This is a genomic window from Stenotrophomonas sp. YJH_SMC_57 (assembly GCF_059369755.1).
In genome coordinates this window covers 207652-223213 of the sequence record NZ_JCAFSZ010000009.1, presented here as the reverse complement: position 1 = coordinate 223213, position 15562 = coordinate 207652, and the positions used below count along the sequence as shown (strand labels likewise).

13 protein-coding genes are annotated in these 15562 nt (G+C 67.1%); 6 read left to right on the top strand and 7 right to left on the bottom strand.

Annotated elements, in window-relative coordinates; translation table 11 throughout:
- Nucleotides 1-39 precede the first annotated feature (39 nt).
- The 3 genes from AC5P7U_RS14340 to typA are packed head-to-tail and all read right to left on the bottom strand — an operon-like array spanning nucleotide 40 to nucleotide 4030.
- Entirely contained in the window at nucleotides 40-1662 is a 1623-nt protein-coding gene (locus AC5P7U_RS14340; protein ID WP_197564995.1) for an amidase, read from the bottom strand.
- 41 nt (nucleotides 1663-1703) lie between these two features.
- A complete protein-coding gene (locus AC5P7U_RS14335) occupies nucleotides 1704-2171 on the bottom strand; it encodes a DUF2127 domain-containing protein (RefSeq protein WP_005415426.1) in 468 nt (155 codons plus the stop codon).
- A gap of 11 nt (nucleotides 2172-2182) precedes the next feature.
- Nucleotides 2183-4030: a translational GTPase TypA gene (gene typA / locus AC5P7U_RS14330; protein WP_049456418.1), complete on the bottom strand. Its 1848-nt coding sequence runs from the start codon at nucleotides 4028-4030 to the stop codon at nucleotides 2183-2185.
- A 338-nt stretch (nucleotides 4031-4368) separates the two neighbouring features.
- Here typA and AC5P7U_RS14325 point away from each other — a divergent pair, with 338 nt between their 5' ends.
- The 6 genes from AC5P7U_RS14325 to AC5P7U_RS14300 all read left to right on the top strand — a co-directional run bounded on the left by AC5P7U_RS14325 (nucleotide 4369) and on the right by AC5P7U_RS14300 (nucleotide 11127).
- Nucleotides 4369-4860, top strand: coding sequence for a peptidylprolyl isomerase (locus AC5P7U_RS14325; RefSeq protein ID WP_004153629.1), 492 nt, complete (start codon nucleotides 4369-4371; stop codon nucleotides 4858-4860).
- Nucleotides 4861-4978: 118 nt separating this feature from the next.
- The gene (locus AC5P7U_RS14320) at nucleotides 4979-5965 is read left to right on the top strand and encodes a malate dehydrogenase (protein ID WP_481458446.1); all 987 of its coding nucleotides are present in this window, start codon (nucleotides 4979-4981) and stop codon (nucleotides 5963-5965) included.
- Between the two features lie 85 nt (nucleotides 5966-6050).
- A complete protein-coding gene (locus AC5P7U_RS14315) occupies nucleotides 6051-6665 on the top strand; it encodes an RluA family pseudouridine synthase (RefSeq protein WP_308309486.1) in 615 nt (204 codons plus the stop codon).
- Between the two features lie 754 nt (nucleotides 6666-7419).
- Entirely contained in the window at nucleotides 7420-9300 is a 1881-nt protein-coding gene (gene prpE, locus AC5P7U_RS14310) for a propionate--CoA ligase (RefSeq protein ID WP_197565144.1), read from the top strand.
- 221 nt (nucleotides 9301-9521) lie between these two features.
- Complete coding sequence (locus AC5P7U_RS14305; protein ID WP_308309366.1) at nucleotides 9522-10025, top strand: hypothetical protein; 504 nt, start codon at nucleotides 9522-9524, stop codon at nucleotides 10023-10025.
- A gap of 46 nt (nucleotides 10026-10071) precedes the next feature.
- The gene (locus AC5P7U_RS14300) at nucleotides 10072-11127 is read left to right on the top strand and encodes a suppressor of fused domain protein (protein ID WP_308309367.1); all 1056 of its coding nucleotides are present in this window, start codon (nucleotides 10072-10074) and stop codon (nucleotides 11125-11127) included.
- A 65-nt stretch (nucleotides 11128-11192) separates the two neighbouring features.
- Here AC5P7U_RS14300 and AC5P7U_RS14295 read toward each other — a convergent pair whose 3' ends face one another.
- The 4 genes from AC5P7U_RS14295 to yczE form a co-directional block, all read right to left on the bottom strand.
- A complete protein-coding gene (locus AC5P7U_RS14295) occupies nucleotides 11193-11804 on the bottom strand; it encodes a glutathione S-transferase N-terminal domain-containing protein (protein WP_008265997.1) in 612 nt (203 codons plus the stop codon).
- A gap of 84 nt (nucleotides 11805-11888) precedes the next feature.
- Nucleotides 11889-12347, bottom strand: coding sequence for a cell wall hydrolase (locus AC5P7U_RS14290; protein ID WP_004154513.1), 459 nt, complete (start codon nucleotides 12345-12347; stop codon nucleotides 11889-11891).
- A 296-nt stretch (nucleotides 12348-12643) separates the two neighbouring features.
- Nucleotides 12644-14674, bottom strand: coding sequence for an FAD-dependent oxidoreductase (locus AC5P7U_RS14285; RefSeq protein WP_308309368.1), 2031 nt, complete (start codon nucleotides 14672-14674; stop codon nucleotides 12644-12646).
- A gap of 242 nt (nucleotides 14675-14916) precedes the next feature.
- On the bottom strand, nucleotides 14917-15549 hold the full coding sequence (gene yczE / locus AC5P7U_RS14280) for a membrane protein YczE (RefSeq protein WP_197563985.1): 633 nt from the start codon (nucleotides 15547-15549) through the stop codon (nucleotides 14917-14919).
- Nucleotides 15550-15562: the final 13 nt, after the last annotated feature.

Here is a 15562-nt window from a genome sequence, read left to right as displayed (position 1 = left end):
GGGATGATGGGTTGCCGGCCAGCGGCCGGCACCACCGGATCACGGCTCGCCGGCGTCGATCAGCGCGTCGGTATCGAAGTGTGGTGGCCGCCGCGCGCGGGTGCGCTGTTCGTAGGCGTAGGCCATCTCGATCAGCTTGGGCTCGCTCCAGGCGGTGCCCATGAACAGCAGGCCGACCGGCAGGCCATCGATCTGGCCCATCGGTACGCTGAGGCTGGGATAGCCGGCCACGGCCGCAGCACTGTAGCTCTCGCCGGGGAAGTCGTCCCCCTCACTGCGGATTGGCCAGGCTACGCCGGTGGTCGGTGCTACCAGGGCATCGAGTTGCTGGGCGGCGAGGGCGGCATCGATGCCCTCCGGGCCGGCCAGCCGGCGCGCTTCGCTGCGTGCACGGATATAGGCCGGGTCGGCCAGCCCGGCGGTGGCGTCGGCCTCCACCAGCAGCTCCTGGCCGAACAGGCCCAGCTCCTGCCTGGCGTGCGCCTGGTTGAAGGCGATCAGTTCGGCAAGGCTGCGCAGCGGCGCGCGGTGGGTGCTGAAGTAGCGCTCCAGCCCTGCCTTGAATTCGTACAGCAGCACCAGGCGTTCGGCCTCGGCCCAGGCGCCCTGGTTGGGCAGCTCCACCGGCACCACGACGGCACCGGCGCGACGCAGCTCGGTCGCCGCCTGGTCGATCAGCGGCGGCATGCCGCGGTATTTCAGCAGGGGCGTCTGCAGCAGGCCGATGCGCTTGCCGCGCAGGCCCTGCGGGTCCAGCCGCGCGGTGTAGTCATAGACCGCGCGGCCCGGCATGGTCGCGGTGGCCGGGTCGGCGTCGTCGCGGCCGGCGATCGCGGTCAGCACGGCCGCCGCATCGGCGACACTGCGTGCCATCGGCCCGGCGGTGTCCTGGCTGAACGAGATCGGGATGATGCCATCGCGGCTGACCAGTCCGACGGTCGGCTTCAGGCCGACCACACCGTTGATCGCCGCCGGGCAGACGATGCTGCCGTCGGTCTCGGTGCCGATGGCCACGCTGGCCAGGTTGGCGGCCACGGCCACCGCACTGCCGCTGCTGGAGCCGCAGGGCGAGTGGCTGAGCCGATAGGGATTGCGGGTCTGGCCACCGCGCGCGCTCCAGCCCGAGATCGAGTCGTTGCCGCGGAAGTTGGCCCACTCGCTGAGATTGGTCTTGCCCAGCACCACCGCTCCGGCGTCGCGCAGCCGGCGCACCAGGTAGGCGTCGTCCGGGCGGAAGCCCTGCAGGGCCAGCGAGCCGGCACTGGTCGCCATCGGCGCAGCGTTGATGTTGTCCTTCAGCAGCAGTGGAATGCCATGCAGGGGCCCGCGCAGGCGGCCATCGCGACGCTCGCGGTCGCGCGCTGCGGCTTCCTTCAGGGCATCCGGGTTGAGCTCGATCACCGCGCGCAGGCGCGGCCCGGTACGGTCCAGGGCCGCAATGCGCTGCAGGTAGGCCTGGGTCAGGGTGGTGCTGTCCAGCTCACCGGCGGTCATCCGCGCCTGCAGATCGGCGACATCGGTTTCGGCGTACGGGAACGGCACGTTGCGGCTCGCAGGTTCGGCCGCATGCGCGCTGGGCGTGGCCGGGCTGCAGCCAGCCGAAAGCAGCGCAGGCAGCGCGGCGAGCAGGCAGGTCAGCAGAGGCGGCAAGGACGGGCGCATGGGGCGGCTTGGTCGGCTCCAATCCCCAGTGTAGCCGCTGCTCAGCGATGGCGCTTGCGCAGGTCGCGGGCGAGGACGTAGACCACGATCAGGTTGATCGCCAGGATCGTCCACGACGGCCAGCCCGGGTGGCGGATGATCGCGAAGATGTCGAAGGGCAGGTACAGGGAGGCGGTCAGGCAGCCCAGCCAGGAGGCCCAGGCCTTGGCCCGCCACAATCCCCAGGCTTCGACCAGGTGCAGCAGGCCGTAGCCGATCATCCCCGCCGCGGCCAGGTGCACCGCGTCGGGGCTGATCATGTGCAGCAGCGAGGGCAGGGTGCCATGGTCCGGATCCAGGCTGAAACGCCGGATCAGGACCATGATGCCGTGCCGCAGCGGCTGCGGCCCGAGCACTTCCAGCCCGGTGGCGGCCAACAGCGCCAGCATCGCCTTGCTCGCTTCGAGCAGGGCGATGACGTGGAGGCCCGGATGCCGGTGTGGATCCGGGTTGTAGCCGCTCTGGTTCACGGGGTGCTGGCTCAGCCGCCGCGCGAAGCCTTCTTGCGGTCGCTTTCGGTCAGGAACTTCTTGCGCAGGCGGATCTCCTTCGGGGTGATCTCGACCAGCTCGTCGTCTTCGATGAAGTCCAGGGCCTGCTCCAGCGAGTACTTGATCGCCGGGGTCAGCTGGATCGCATCGTCCTTGCCCGAAGCGCGCATGTTGGTCAGCGGCTTGGTCTTGATCGCGTTGACGGTCAGGTCGTTGTCCTTGGAGTGGATGCCGACCAGCTGACCTTCATACACGTTGTCGCCTTCAGCAGCGAACAGCTTGCCGCGTTCCTGCAGCGGGCCCAGCGAGTAGGCCGGCGTGGTGCCTGGCGCATTGGCGATCATCACGCCGTTGATGCGCTTGGCAATCGCGCCCTGTTCCTTCGGACCGTAATGGTCGAACACGTGGAACAGCAGGCCCGAACCCTGGGTGAGGGTCTTGAACTCGTTCTGGAAACCGATCAGGCCACGGGCCGGGATCGAGTATTCCAGGCGCACGCGGCCCTTGCCGTCCGGCTCCATGTTCTTCAGCTGGCCCTTGCGGGTGCCCAGCTTTTCCATCACGCCGCCCTGGTGGATTTCTTCGATGTCCACCACCAGCTGCTCGATCGGCTCCATCATCTGGCCGTCGATTTCCTTGATGATCACTTCCGGGCGCGACACGGCCAGCTCGTAGCCTTCGCGACGCATGTTCTCGATCAGCACCGACAGGTGCAGTTCGCCACGGCCGGAGACCAGGAACTTGTCGGCGTCTTCCAGCTGTTCGACCTTCAGGGCCACGTTGTGGACCTTTTCACGGTCCAGGCGGTCCTTGATCTGGCGGCTGGTCAGGAACTTGCCACCGGACAGGTCCTTGTTGCCGGCGAACGGCGAGTTGTTGACCTGGAAGGTCATCGAGATGGTCGGCTCGTCGACGGTCAGTGCCGGCAGCGCTTCCGGGGTGTCCGGGTGGCACAGGGTGTCGGAGATGGTCAGCTCCGGAATACCGGAGATGGCGACGATGTCACCGGCTTCGGCGGTGTCCTGCTCGATGCGCTCCAGGCCCAGGAAGCCCAGCACCTGCGCGACCTTGCCGTTGCGCTTCTTGCCTTCGCGGTCGATCACCGCGACCTGCATGTTCTTCTTCAGGGTGCCGCGCTGGATGCGGCCGATGCCGATCACGCCCACGAAGTTGTTGTAGTCCAGCTGGCTGATGCGCATCTGGAAGGCGCCTTCCGGATCGACTTCCGGCTTCGGCGCGTGCTGCATGATGGCTTCGTACAGCGGGGTCATGTCGCCGTCGCGCACGGTGTCTTCCAGGCCGGCATAGCCGTTCAGGGCCGAGGCGTAGACGATCGGGAAGTCCAGCTGCTCATTGGTGGCGCCGAGCTTGTCGAACAGGTCGAAGACCTGGTCGATCACCCACTCCGGACGCGAGCCCGGGCGGTCGACCTTGTTGACCACGACGATCGGCTTGAAGCCCATCGCAAAGGCCTTCTGGGTCACGAAGCGGGTCTGCGGCATCGGGCCGTCCATCGCGTCGACCAGGATCAGCACGGTGTCGACCATCGACAGCACGCGCTCGACCTCACCGCCGAAGTCGGCGTGGCCGGGGGTGTCGACGATGTTGATCCGGTTCTTGATGCCGGTCTTCTTGTCTTCCCAGGTGATGGCGGTGTTCTTGGCCAGGATGGTGATGCCGCGTTCCTTTTCCTGGTCGTTGCTGTCCATCACGCGCTCGGCGAGGACGGTGCGCTCGGACAGGGTGCCGGACTGCTTCAGCAGCTGGTCGACCAGGGTGGTCTTGCCATGGTCGACGTGGGCGACGATGGCGATGTTGCGAAGATTTTCGATGGACATACGAAAGGGGGCCAGTCGGCGCCGGATTTGGAAAAAGAAGTCCAACATTATACGTCGAACTTGACGATTCGCGAAAAGGTGGATTTCACACCGGTCATGGGACCCATTCAGGGGCCTGCCGGGGCTGGTAACCCGATGATCTCCGGCAGGTTTTGCCCGGTTGTCGGCCCAACGCCGGTACTAACGGCTGCCCCTTGCGCATTCAGCAAAGCGTTCCGTAGCGGTGCGGGGGGATCGCGGGCGCGTGGCGACGCGTTGGTCGAACAGGCGCCCGTTGGTCACGGGGCGCGGTGTAAACTAGGTGGCTAGACGCGTTCCCCTCTGCATCAAGGATCTTCATGTCCCTCATCGCCACTTTCGACACCACCCAGGGCCCGATCAAGGTCGAGCTGTTCGCCGACAAGGCGCCGCTGACCGTCGCCAACTTCGTGAACCTGGTCAAGCACGGTTTCTATGACGGCCTGATCTTCCACCGCGTGATCGCCGACTTCATGATCCAGGGCGGCTGCCCGCAGGGTCGTGGCACCGGTGGCCCGGGCTACAAGTTCGAAGACGAGAAGAACGGCGTGAAGCACGAGGTCGGCTCGCTGTCGATGGCCAACGCCGGCCCGAATACCAACGGCAGCCAGTTCTTCATCACCCACATCAAGACCGATTGGCTGGACGGCCGCCACACCGTGTTCGGCAAGGTCCTGGAAGGCCAGGCCATCGTCGATTCGGTCAAGCAGGGCGACGTGATCCATTCGATCACCCTGGAAGGCGACGTCGACGCCGTGCTGGCCGCCCAGGCCGAGCGCGTCGCGGAGTGGAACAAGCACCTCGCCGCCTGATCCCCCTTCGAAACGGCCACCCTCGGGTGGCCGTTTCCCTGTTCCCCGCCGCCCGCCAGGCCTGCGTGGCCACGCCCGCGGCGTCCCATCAAACGCTTGCAAGCAAGAGGAAACCCCCATGAAAGCACCCGTTCGTGTTGCCGTGACCGGCGCCGCCGGCCAGATCGGTTATGCCCTGCTGTTCCGCATCGCCTCCGGCGAGATGCTGGGCAAGGACCAGCCGGTCATCCTGCAGCTGCTGGAACTGCCGGTCGACAAGGCCCAGGCCGCCCTGAAGGGCGTGATGATGGAACTGGAAGACTGCGCGTTCCCGCTGCTGGCCGGCATGGTCGGCACCGACGACGCCGAAGTCGCGTTCAAGGACGCCGACATCGCCCTGCTGGTCGGCGCGCGTCCGCGCGGCCCGGGCATGGAGCGCAAGGACCTGCTGCTGGAAAACGCCAAGATCTTCACCGCCCAGGGCGCGGCGCTGAACAAGGTGGCCAGCCGTGACGTGAAGGTGCTGGTGGTCGGCAACCCGGCCAACACCAATGCCTACATCGCCATGAAGTCGGCCCCGGACCTGAAGCCGGAGAACTTCACCGCCATGCTGCGCCTGGACCACAACCGCGCGCTGAGCCAGCTGTCGACCAAGCTCGGCAAGCCGGTCGGTGGCATGGAGAAGCTGGTGGTGTGGGGCAACCACAGCCCGACCATGTACCCGGACTACCGTTTCGCCACCGCCGATGGTGCGTCGATCGCCGATGCGATCAACGACCAGGAGTGGAACGCCAACACCTTCATCCCGACCGTCGGCAAGCGCGGCGCGGCGATCATCGAAGCCCGCGGCTCGTCCTCGGCTGCTTCGGCCGCCAACGCTGCCATCGACCACGTGCGTGACTGGGTGCTGGGCAGCAACGGCAAGTGGGTCACCATGGGCGTGCCGTCCGATGGCTCCTACGGCATTCCGGAAGGCGTGATCTTCGGCTTCGCGGTGACCACCGAAAACGGCAAGTACACCCTGGTGAAGGATCTGCCGATCGACGAATTCAGCCAGAAGTACATCGACAAGACCCTGGCCGAGCTGGAAGAAGAGCGCGCCGGCGTCGCCCACCTGCTGGGCTGATGCAGGCGGTACCGGCTCCGGTCGGTACGTAGAAGACGGGGAAGCTTCGGCTTCCCCGTTTTTGTTTGGACGGATACGGAACCCCATGATCCACCTGCACTACTTCGATGACGCGCTGCTGGTGGCCGAGAAGCCGGCCGGCCTGCTGTCCGTGCCAGGCCGCAGCGCCGAGAACCAGGACTGCGTGGTCGCACGGCTGCAGGCGGTATACCCGGATGCAATGACCGTGCACCGGCTGGACCAGGTGACCTCCGGCCTGCTGCTGCATGCGCGCGGCAAGGACATGCAGGCGGCGTTGTCGAGGCAGTTCGAGCAGCGCCAGGTCGGCAAGCGGTATGAAGCGGTGGTGCAGGGGCTGCTCGAAGGCGAGGCCGGCGAAGTGGACCTGCCGTTGATCGTGGACTGGCCGAACCGGCCGAAGCAGATGGTCGATCACGAACGCGGCAAGCCGGCGCTGACGCGCTGGCGCGTGCTGGCCCGTGATGCCGGAGCGCAGCGCACGCGCGTGGAGCTGGAGCCGATCACCGGTCGCAGCCATCAGTTGCGGCTGCACATGGCCAGCCTTGGCCATCCCATCGTTGGCGATGTGCTGTATGACGCTGCGCCGGCGCAGCGGGTGCATCTGCATGCGCGCAGCCTGCGGTTCACCCATCCGGTGACAGGCGAAGCACTCGCGTTCGAGTCCGCGACGCCGTTCTAGGTGGGGCGGCAGGGCTTGCAGCCCTGCACCTGCAGAATCAACGTCAACGTCAAAAGCGGGCTATGCGTGGGTTGGCGGGGCGGTGTCGGAGTGCGGGGACGCCGCAAGTACGTCCGTGTAGGCTTGGCAGCCGCTTGCTCGTGTGCGCGTTCCTGCGCACACGGCAAGACCGGGGTTGGGCGTCCTGCCCAACCCGCCCGAGGCATGCCTCGGGCCCATGCGGCTGACACCCCGCACTCCGACACCGCCCCACCTTTGACAGGTTCACTCGGCTGTTGGTAACGGTGGACGTTGTTCCGCGCGGCTGTTGGTAGGTGTCGACCTTGGTCGACACATCTGTCAGATATCGAATGATTCATCCACGCACGGCGTGGATCTACCGTGTCGACCAAGGTCGACACCCACCAGAGCAGTCGACCAAGGTCGACACCTACCAGAGCAGAATGCCGTTCCGACAGATCGCGGAAAACTGTCGAAGGCGGGGTGGGTCCGGTTGCGGGAGTGTCCGCGGCATGGATGCCGCGGCCAAGCCCCCAAGGACGGGTTTACGGCGTCTCCCGCAACCGGACCCACCCCGCCATCCCCCAGTAGCCCAGCTTTTGACGTTGACGTTGACGTTGACGTTGACGTTGATTTTGCGGGTGCAGGGCTGCAGGCCCTGCAGAACAAACCCACCCCCTACCAAGGTAGGGCGGCCCGCGCGGCAGCGCCGGACTATCCTCGAAGCCATGACTTTGTCTGGGAGGGCTGCGTCATGAACTACGAGGAAACCTACCGTCGCTCGATCGACGAGCCGGAGGCCTTCTGGGGCGAAGAAGCCAAACGCATCCATTGGCACAAACCGCCGCAGCAGGTGCTCGACTACAGCAACCCGCCGTTCCGGCGCTGGTTCGTCGGCGGCGAAACCAATCTCTGCTACAACGCCGTCGATCGCCACCTGGCCGAGCGCGCCGACCAGCTTGCGCTGGTGGCCATTTCCACCGAAACCAACAGCACCCGCGAGATCACCTACCGCCAGCTGTATCGCGAGGTGAATGACTTTGCTGCCGTGCTCAGGCACCTCGGCGTCGGTCATGGTGACCGCGTGGTGATCTACATGCCGAACATGGCCGAGGCCGTGTTCGCGATGCTGGCCTGCGCGCGTATCGGTGCGGTGCATTCGGTGGTGTTCGGCGGCTTTGCCGCGCACAACCTGGCGCTGCGCATCGATGATGCGAAACCGAAACTGCTGATTGCCGCCGATGCCGGCATGCGCGGCGGCAAGCTGATTCCGTACAAGGCGATGGTCGATGCGGCCTGTGCAGAGGCGACTGCACCGCCACCGCACGTGCTGATCGTATCGCGCGGGCTGGACGCCGCCGAACCGCGGGTGCCGGGCCGCGATGTCGAGTACGCCACCCTGCGCGCGCAGATCGGCGAGGTTGACGTGCCGGTGCAGTGGCTGGAGGCGAGCGAGCCGAGCTATCTGCTGTACACCTCCGGCACCACCGGCAAGCCGAAAGGCGTGCAGCGCGACGTGGGTGGTTACGCGGTGGCGATGGCACAGTCGATGGAGACCGTGTTCGACTGCAAGCCGGGCCAGGTGATGTTCTCCACCTCTGATGTCGGTTGGGCGGTCGGCCATTCCTACAACGTGTACGGCCCGCTGATCGGCGGCTGCACCTCGCTGTTGTACGAAGGGTTGCCGACCAACCCGGACCCGGGCATCTGGTGGGCGCTGTGCGAGCAGTACAACGTGCGAACGATGTTCTCCTCGCCCACCGCCATCCGCGTGCTGAAGAAGCACGATGCAGACTTCATCCATCGCCACGATCTGCGCGCACTGAAGTACCTGTTCCTGGCCGGTGAGCCGCTGGACGAGCCGACTGCGCACTGGATCAGCGAGGCGCTGGGCAAGCCGATCATCGACAACTACTGGCAGACCGAAACCGGCTGGCCGGCGTTGACCCTGCTGCCGGGCCTGGAGATGAAGCCGGTGCGCTTCGGCTCGCCGGGCTTCCCCAATCTCGGCTACCGCATGAAGGTGATCGACGAGAACACCGGCGAGGAAGTGGCACCTGGGCAGAAAGGCGTGCTGGTGATGACCCCGCCATTGCCGCCAGGCTGCATGAGCACGGTGTGGAACGACGACGGTCGCTTCCTGCAGAGCTACTTCAGCCACTTCAAGGAGCTGCTGTACAGTTCGCTGGACTGGGCCATCCGTGATGACGACGGCTACACCTTCATCCTCGGGCGCACCGACGATGTGATCAACGTGGCCGGGCATCGCTTGGGCACGCGCGAGATCGAAGAGGCCATCTCCAGTCATCCACGCGTGGCCGAGGCGGCCGTGATCGGGGTCAAGGATGAACTGAAGGGGCAGGTGCCGCTGGTGTTCGTCACCCTCAAGCAGGGGCTCGATGGCGAGGATCCGGCGCCGGTGGTGGCCGAGATGATGGCGACGGTGACCACTTCACTGGGTGCGGTGGCGCGCCCGGCGCACGTGCACGTGGTCAACGCATTGCCCAAGACCCGCTCCGGCAAGCTGCTGCGGCGCTCGTTGCAGGCGCTGGCGGAGCAGCGCGACCCGGGTGACCTGTCGACGCTGGACGACCCCGGCGCGCTGGAGGAGATCCGCCGGGCGCTGGGGCGCTGACCCGGTAGTGCCGGCCGCTGGCCGGCAACCTCGGCGTGCGGGATTGCCGGCCAGCGGCCGGCACTACCCAAGCCTGGCAGGACTTGCGCTAAGCTCGCCCTGTCATCGGTCTGCAACAGAGCCTGCGCTTCGGGGAAGCTGCGCAGGCTTCGACGGTGGCAACCAGGGGGCGTGCCCGGCACGGGCGCGCTGGCATTGCGCATCGAGGATTGGGGGGATGCATGGCATTGCTGCACGCCAAGACGGCCGCTGGCCGTCAGGAAATCGAAGACCGCAGCCGGCGCTTGCCGGCGGCATTGCGTTCGATTCTGTTGATGGTCGATGGCCATCGCGATGACAACGAACTGCGTGGCTTGTTCGAAGGCCTGCGCGCACCACCGGATGCACTGGAACAACTGGTCGCGCAGGGCCTGATCGAAGCCATCGGTGGCAGTGCCGAGGCACCACCGACGCGTGGCATCAGCAGCGGCCGCGAACAGGACCCGGCGCTGTATCAGCACCTGTACGCGGCCATGAGCGATGCGGTGCGTCGCCATCTGGGTCTGAAGGGCTACTTCATGCAACTGAAGATCGAGCGCTGCACCGATGCACTGGCACTGGAGCGGCTATGCCCGGAACTGCTGGCCGCCGTGGGCAAGGCGCGCAGCCCGGCGCTGGCGCAGCGCTGGTGGCAGGAAACCCAGGCCGCGCTGGTGGACGCGGGTGGCGAGGTCGTACAGGCCTGAGCCACCGCGTAAAGTGACCGGTTCACTTCCCCACAAGGAGTCCCGCGTGCAGGACGACCACGACGACACCGACACCCCGGGCTGGGACGCGATCAACGCTGCGCTGGCGCCGTTGTATGCAGGCCAGGAACCGCGTCATTACGGCACTGCGCTGCCGTACACGCTGGGTGGGCAGGATCCGCTGGATGGCATCAGTGTGTACTGGGCGGATGCGCCGGTGCCGCACTGGCACTACATCACCTATGGCTTTTCCGAGTTGTACGCCAAGGAGAGCAGCGATGCCGACGCCAGTGGCTACGGTTTCGAGCTCACCTTCCGCCTGGCGGCCGTAGACGGTGAGAGCGCAGGCAGCACGCCGCCGGCGTGGCCGATGAACCTGCTGCAGAACCTGGCGCGCTATGTGTTCGGCAGCGGCAACGTATTCGAGGATGGTCACCACCTCAACGCCAACGGTCCGATCGCGCTGGAGACCGGCACCCGGCTGTGCCACCTGGCCTTCATTGCCGATCCGCAGTTGCCGGCACGTGATACCACCAACGGCCACCTGCAGTTCCTGCAGCTGGTCGGCTTGACCGATGAAGAGATGGAGGCGGTCAAGCGCTGGTCCACGCGCGGCGTGCTGCAGACGCTGCAGCCGGCGATGCCGCTGTGGATCAGTGACCTGCAGCGCGGCAATCTGCTGGACGATCCGGCGCTGGCCGCGCAGGTGCAGGCCGGCAGCGAGCGCGAGGGCTCCAGCACCGGCATGCTGTTCATCGAAACCCTTGATTGGCGGCAGGAGGCTGGCATCACCACCCTGGTGCTGGGCGCCGGCCAGGTCGCCAGCGTGTGCGAACTGCTGCCGCTGCGCCTGCGCCATGGCAAATCGCTGGAACTGGTCAGCCGCGAACGGCAGTGGGAGTTCATTGCGGCCGGGGGCGGTGAAGCCGGCGAGGTGTCTGCCGACAGCGCGCGCTGGGCGCTGGATGCGACCGGATTGCAGGCGTTGGCGAACGTGCGTGCCGAACGCGGGATCTATCCGCTGACAGGCGTGCTGCGCATTGAAGTGGTGCCGACCTATCTGCGCGACGCCAAGGGTGAGGTGATCCGCCAGATCGGCTGAGATCCCGTTCCCCTGGAGTCAGTTCGGAGCCGCTCGCATCGCGAGCGGCTCCCCCTCATGCAGGGTCAGGCCAGTCCCTCGGCCTTCAGTGCGGCCTGCACGCCGGCGTCGGCGTCCATGCGCGCCTTGTAGGCGGCCAGGTTGTCCAGGCCGGACAGGTCGACCTTGGTGCCAGCGGCCCAGCGCAGGGTGATGTAGAAGTACGGATCGGCGTAACTGCGGAAACCGGCCAGCCACGGCTTGTCGGCCAGCTGCCTGTCAGCGGTTTCGAACAGGCCACGCAGGCGTTTGTGCGCAGCGGCGCGGATGGCGTCGAACTGGCTTTCGTCGGCGATGAACTTGCCTGGTGCGAACAGCGGCGAGAAGGCCGGATGCACGTCCGAATTGACGAAGGCGAGCCAACGGGTGGCTTCGGCGCGCTGGCGCGGGCTGCCGTCACCGCCGAGGCCGGCCTGCGGATAGCTGTCGGCGATATAGCCCATGATGGCGGCGTTCTGCAGCAGCACGAAGTCGCCGTCGACCAGCGCGGGTACCGCACCGGCCGGATTGATCTTGAGGAATTCCGGACCCTTCAGGGTGTCCTTGTTCAGCAGTTCAACCTCGAACGGCTGGCCGGTCCACTGCAGGGCGATGTGGTCGGCGGTGGAACAGGCACCGGGCTTGCTGTACAGCTTCATGGGAACTCCAGGTGATGCGGGCGGGAAGCGCCCACTATCCCAGAGCCTGCCGGCGGGCGGCAACGCTGCCGCCAGCACGGATCGTTACGACTGCCGTGGCTTGAGGTTCTGCACCTTATAGAAGGTGTGATCGCCGATGGTGGCCACCTGGTAGGCATTGCGCCAGTTCGGGCTGGCGATCGACAGCGCGGCGAAGTGGCTGGCACCCGGCACGATCTCGCGGCGCTCGCCGGCCGGCAGCGCCCAGTTGCGCTCGGCGTCGAAAGCGACGTTCATCGCTTCGCTCCACGCGGCGTCATTGCCCAGCTGGGTGCCGGGGGAGACGATGGTCGGCGCGAACTGCTTGCGCGCGGTGACCACCTGGCACATCGAGTCGCCCCACAGGCCACTGTCGAGGCGGCGCAGGGCGACCTCGGCGACGGCCTGCTGGCCGCGCAGGGTCTGGTCGCGGGCTTCCAGGTACACGGTGGTGCTCAAACACAATGAATCAGCGGCCGGCTGCGGCAACAACTGCGACAGCCAGAGAATCCAGGCCAGTTTCATATAACTCCTTGCTCCGTATGGGCCGCACCTCTTGGTTCCCGCAGCGGGGGCTGCGGGCCGGGGTACGACTTGGCGTCATGGGGAGGCGGCCATCGGGGCCGCCCCGTGGGCGGCCCCAAAAGAAACGATCAATACCGATCGAGGGGGCCGCGCCGGCTCACCGGAAACTGGCTGGTGAGCGGAAAGATGGCGCAAGGTAGGGGGGCATAGCCGAACGCATCATGAATCATCCGGCTTGACATTCAGGTTCGGCAGGGGTGACGAAAATCACATTCCGCTCCCCATTCAGGCACGCATCAGAGCGCGGCGGCAACCCGGCTGCCCTGGTCGATGGCCCGTTTCGCATCCAGTTCGGCGGCCACGTCGGCGCCGCCAATCAGCTGTGCGCTGATGCCGGCGGCCTGCAGTTCGGCCTGCAGTGCGCGGTTCGGCTCCTGCCCGGCGCAGATCACCACATGGTCGACCGGCAGCAGCTGCTCGCTGCCTTCGACGCGGATGCGCAGGCCCTCGTCGTCCACGCCGAGGTACTCGACGCCACCCAGCATGCGTACGCCCTTGGCTTTCAACGTGGCGCGGTGGATCCAGCCGGTGGTCTTGCCCAGCCGCGCCCCCGGTTTGCCGGCGCTCCGCTGCAGCAGCCACAGCCGGCGCGGCGAGGCCTCGGGCTGCGGCCGGGCCAGCGCGCCGCGGGCCTCGAAGGTGGCATCCACGCCCCATTCGGCCATCCAGCGCTGCGGGTCCAGCGACGGCGATTCACCGGCGTGGCTGAGGAACTCGCCGACGTCGAAGCCGATGCCACCGGCGCCGATGATCGCCGCATTGGCGCCGACCTCGACCCGGCCCAGCAGCACGTCCAGGTAGCTGACCACCTTGGCGTGATCGGCACCGGGGAAATCGACCCTGCGCGGGGTGATGCCGGTCGCCAGCACCACCTCGTCGAAGCCGGCCAGGCGGGCGGCGTCGGCACGGGTGCCCAGGCGCAGCTGCACACCGGTTTCGGCCAGTTTGTGCCGGAAGTAGCGCAGTGTCTCGTAGAACTCTTCCTTGCCCGGAATACGCTTGGCCACGTTGAACTGGCCGCCGATCTCCTCATTGGCATCGAACAGGGTGACCTGATGGCCGCGCTCGGCGGCGACGGTGGCACAGGCCAGCCCGGCCGGGCCAGCACCGACCACGGCCACCTTCTTCGGTGCGGTGGTCGGGCGGTAGACCAGCTCAGTCTCGTGGGCCGCACGCGGGTTGACCAGGCAGCTGGCCAGCTTGTTCTCGAACACGTGGTCCAGGCAGGCCTGGTTGCAGGCGATGCAGGTGTTGATCGCCTCGGCACGGCCGGCGCGGGCCTTGTTGGCCCATTGCGGGTCGGCCAGTAGCGGGCGCGCCAGCGACACCATGTCCGCACCGCCATCGGCCAGGATGCGTTCGGCAACGTCGGGCATGTTGATGCGGTTGGTGGCGACCAGCGGCAGCGCCACATGTGGCTTGAGCTTGGCGGTGACGCTGGCAAAGGCCGCACGCGGCACCGAGGTGGCGATGGTCGGAATCCGCGCTTCATGCCAACCGATGCCGGAATTGATGATCGTGGCACCGGCGGCCTCGATGGCCTGTGCCTGCTGCACGATCTCCTGCCAGTTGCTGCCGTCCTCGACCAGGTCCACCAGCGACAGGCGGTAGATGATGATGAAGTCCGGACCGCAGGCTTCACGGATGCGGCGCACGATCTCCACCGCGAAGCGCATGCGCTGGCTGGCGTCGCCGCCCCAGCGGTCGCTGCGCGTGTTGGTGCGCGGGGCGATGAACTCGTTGATGAGGTAGCCTTCCGAGCCCATCACTTCCACGCCGTCGTAGCCGGCCTCGCGGGCCAGCTTCGCGCTGCGCGCGTAGTCGGCGATATGCCGTTCGACGCCGCTGGCCGACAGCGCGCGCGGCGTGAACGGGTTGATCGGTGCCTTCAGCTTCGACGGTGCCACCGACAACGGGTGGTAGGCGTAACGGCCGGCATGCAGCAGCTGCAGGCAGATCTTCGCGCCGTGCTGGTGCGCGGCGGCGGTGAGCTGCCGGTGCGGGCGCACCTCCCAGGGCCAGGACAGCTTGCCGCCGAACGGCTTCAGCCAGCCGACCACATTCGGTGCGAAGCCACCGGTGACGATCAGGCCGACGCCACCCTCGGCGCGCTCGGCGAAGTAGGCCGCCAGCCGCGGGAAATCGCGTGCACGATCCTCCAGGCCGGTGTGCATCGAGCCCATCAGTACGCGGTTGCGCAGCTGGGTGAAGCCCAGGTCCAGCGGGGTGAACAGGTGGGGATAGGCGCTTTCGTTGGCTGGCGACATGGTCGATACGCTTGCGTACGGAAGCGCGCAGCGTGCCGCGAAACGGCGGCCGGAGCAAGGGCTGCTTCGCTGGTAGTGCCGGCCGCTGGCCGGGTACGCTCGGCACATGCGTGCTGTCGCTCCCGCAATTCGCTGCGCGAACCGCGGGCCCCACTTACCGGCCTCCACGCCCCCGCGCCTGCGGCGCTGCCCCCGAACTCCGGGGGCGGTCGTGCCGGCCGCTGGCCGGGATCCCGATCAGCTCAGGGTGATTGCGGTTGCCGGCCAGCGGCCGGCGCGACCGGCGACGGCCGGCCAATGCCGAACCAGCCCAGCGTTACTCCGCACAGCGGACCGATCAGCAGGGCGAAGGCCAGGGTGCCGAGGCCGACGTTGCCGCCCAGCCACCAGCCCAGCAGCAGCACGCTGCCCTCGATCAGGCTGCGCACCTTCCAGATCGGCCAGCCGGTGCGGGCGTGCAGGCCGGTCATCAGGCCATCGCGCGGGCCCGGGCCGAGCTTGGCGCCGATGTACAGGCCGGTGGCCAGGGCGACCAGCAGCATGCCGGCGCAGAACATCGCCAGCTGCCAGCCGAGGCCGACGGCAGGCGGCAGCAGCCACAGCCCGAACTGCGCGGACGGGCCGATCAGCAGCACGTTGAGCACGGTGCCGACGCCCGGCTTCTGCCGCAGTGGCCACCACAGCAGCAACACCAGAGCACCGATCACGTTGGTGGCGAGGCCGAACGAAAGCGGGGTCTGTGCGGCGATGCCCTGTGACAGCACATCCCATGGCGCGACTCCGATCGCGGCACGGATCATCAATGAGGCGCCGAAGCCGTACAGGAACAGGCCGACGATCAGTTGCAGAAGGCGCAGGGGCAGGGCGGAGGGCATGACGGGGCTCGGG

Coding starts and splice junctions, on each gene's coding strand:
- AC5P7U_RS14340 (WP_197564995.1), bottom strand. CDS start 1,662: ATGCGCCCGTCCTTGCCGCCTCTGCTGACCTGCCTGCTCGCCGCGCTG.
- typA (WP_049456418.1), bottom strand. CDS start 4,030: ATGTCCATCGAAAATCTTCGCAACATCGCCATCGTCGCCCACGTCGAC.
- AC5P7U_RS14325 (WP_004153629.1), top strand. CDS start 4,369: ATGTCCCTCATCGCCACTTTCGACACCACCCAGGGCCCGATCAAGGTC.
- AC5P7U_RS14320 (WP_481458446.1), top strand. CDS start 4,979: ATGAAAGCACCCGTTCGTGTTGCCGTGACCGGCGCCGCCGGCCAGATC.
- AC5P7U_RS14315 (WP_308309486.1), top strand. CDS start 6,051: ATGATCCACCTGCACTACTTCGATGACGCGCTGCTGGTGGCCGAGAAG.
- prpE (WP_197565144.1), top strand. CDS start 7,420: ATGAACTACGAGGAAACCTACCGTCGCTCGATCGACGAGCCGGAGGCC.
- AC5P7U_RS14305 (WP_308309366.1), top strand. CDS start 9,522: ATGGCATTGCTGCACGCCAAGACGGCCGCTGGCCGTCAGGAAATCGAA.
- AC5P7U_RS14295 (WP_008265997.1), bottom strand. CDS start 11,804: ATGAAGCTGTACAGCAAGCCCGGTGCCTGTTCCACCGCCGACCACATC.
- AC5P7U_RS14290 (WP_004154513.1), bottom strand. CDS start 12,347: ATGAAACTGGCCTGGATTCTCTGGCTGTCGCAGTTGTTGCCGCAGCCG.
- AC5P7U_RS14285 (WP_308309368.1), bottom strand. CDS start 14,674: ATGTCGCCAGCCAACGAAAGCGCCTATCCCCACCTGTTCACCCCGCTG.
- yczE (WP_197563985.1), bottom strand. CDS start 15,549: ATGCCCTCCGCCCTGCCCCTGCGCCTTCTGCAACTGATCGTCGGCCTG.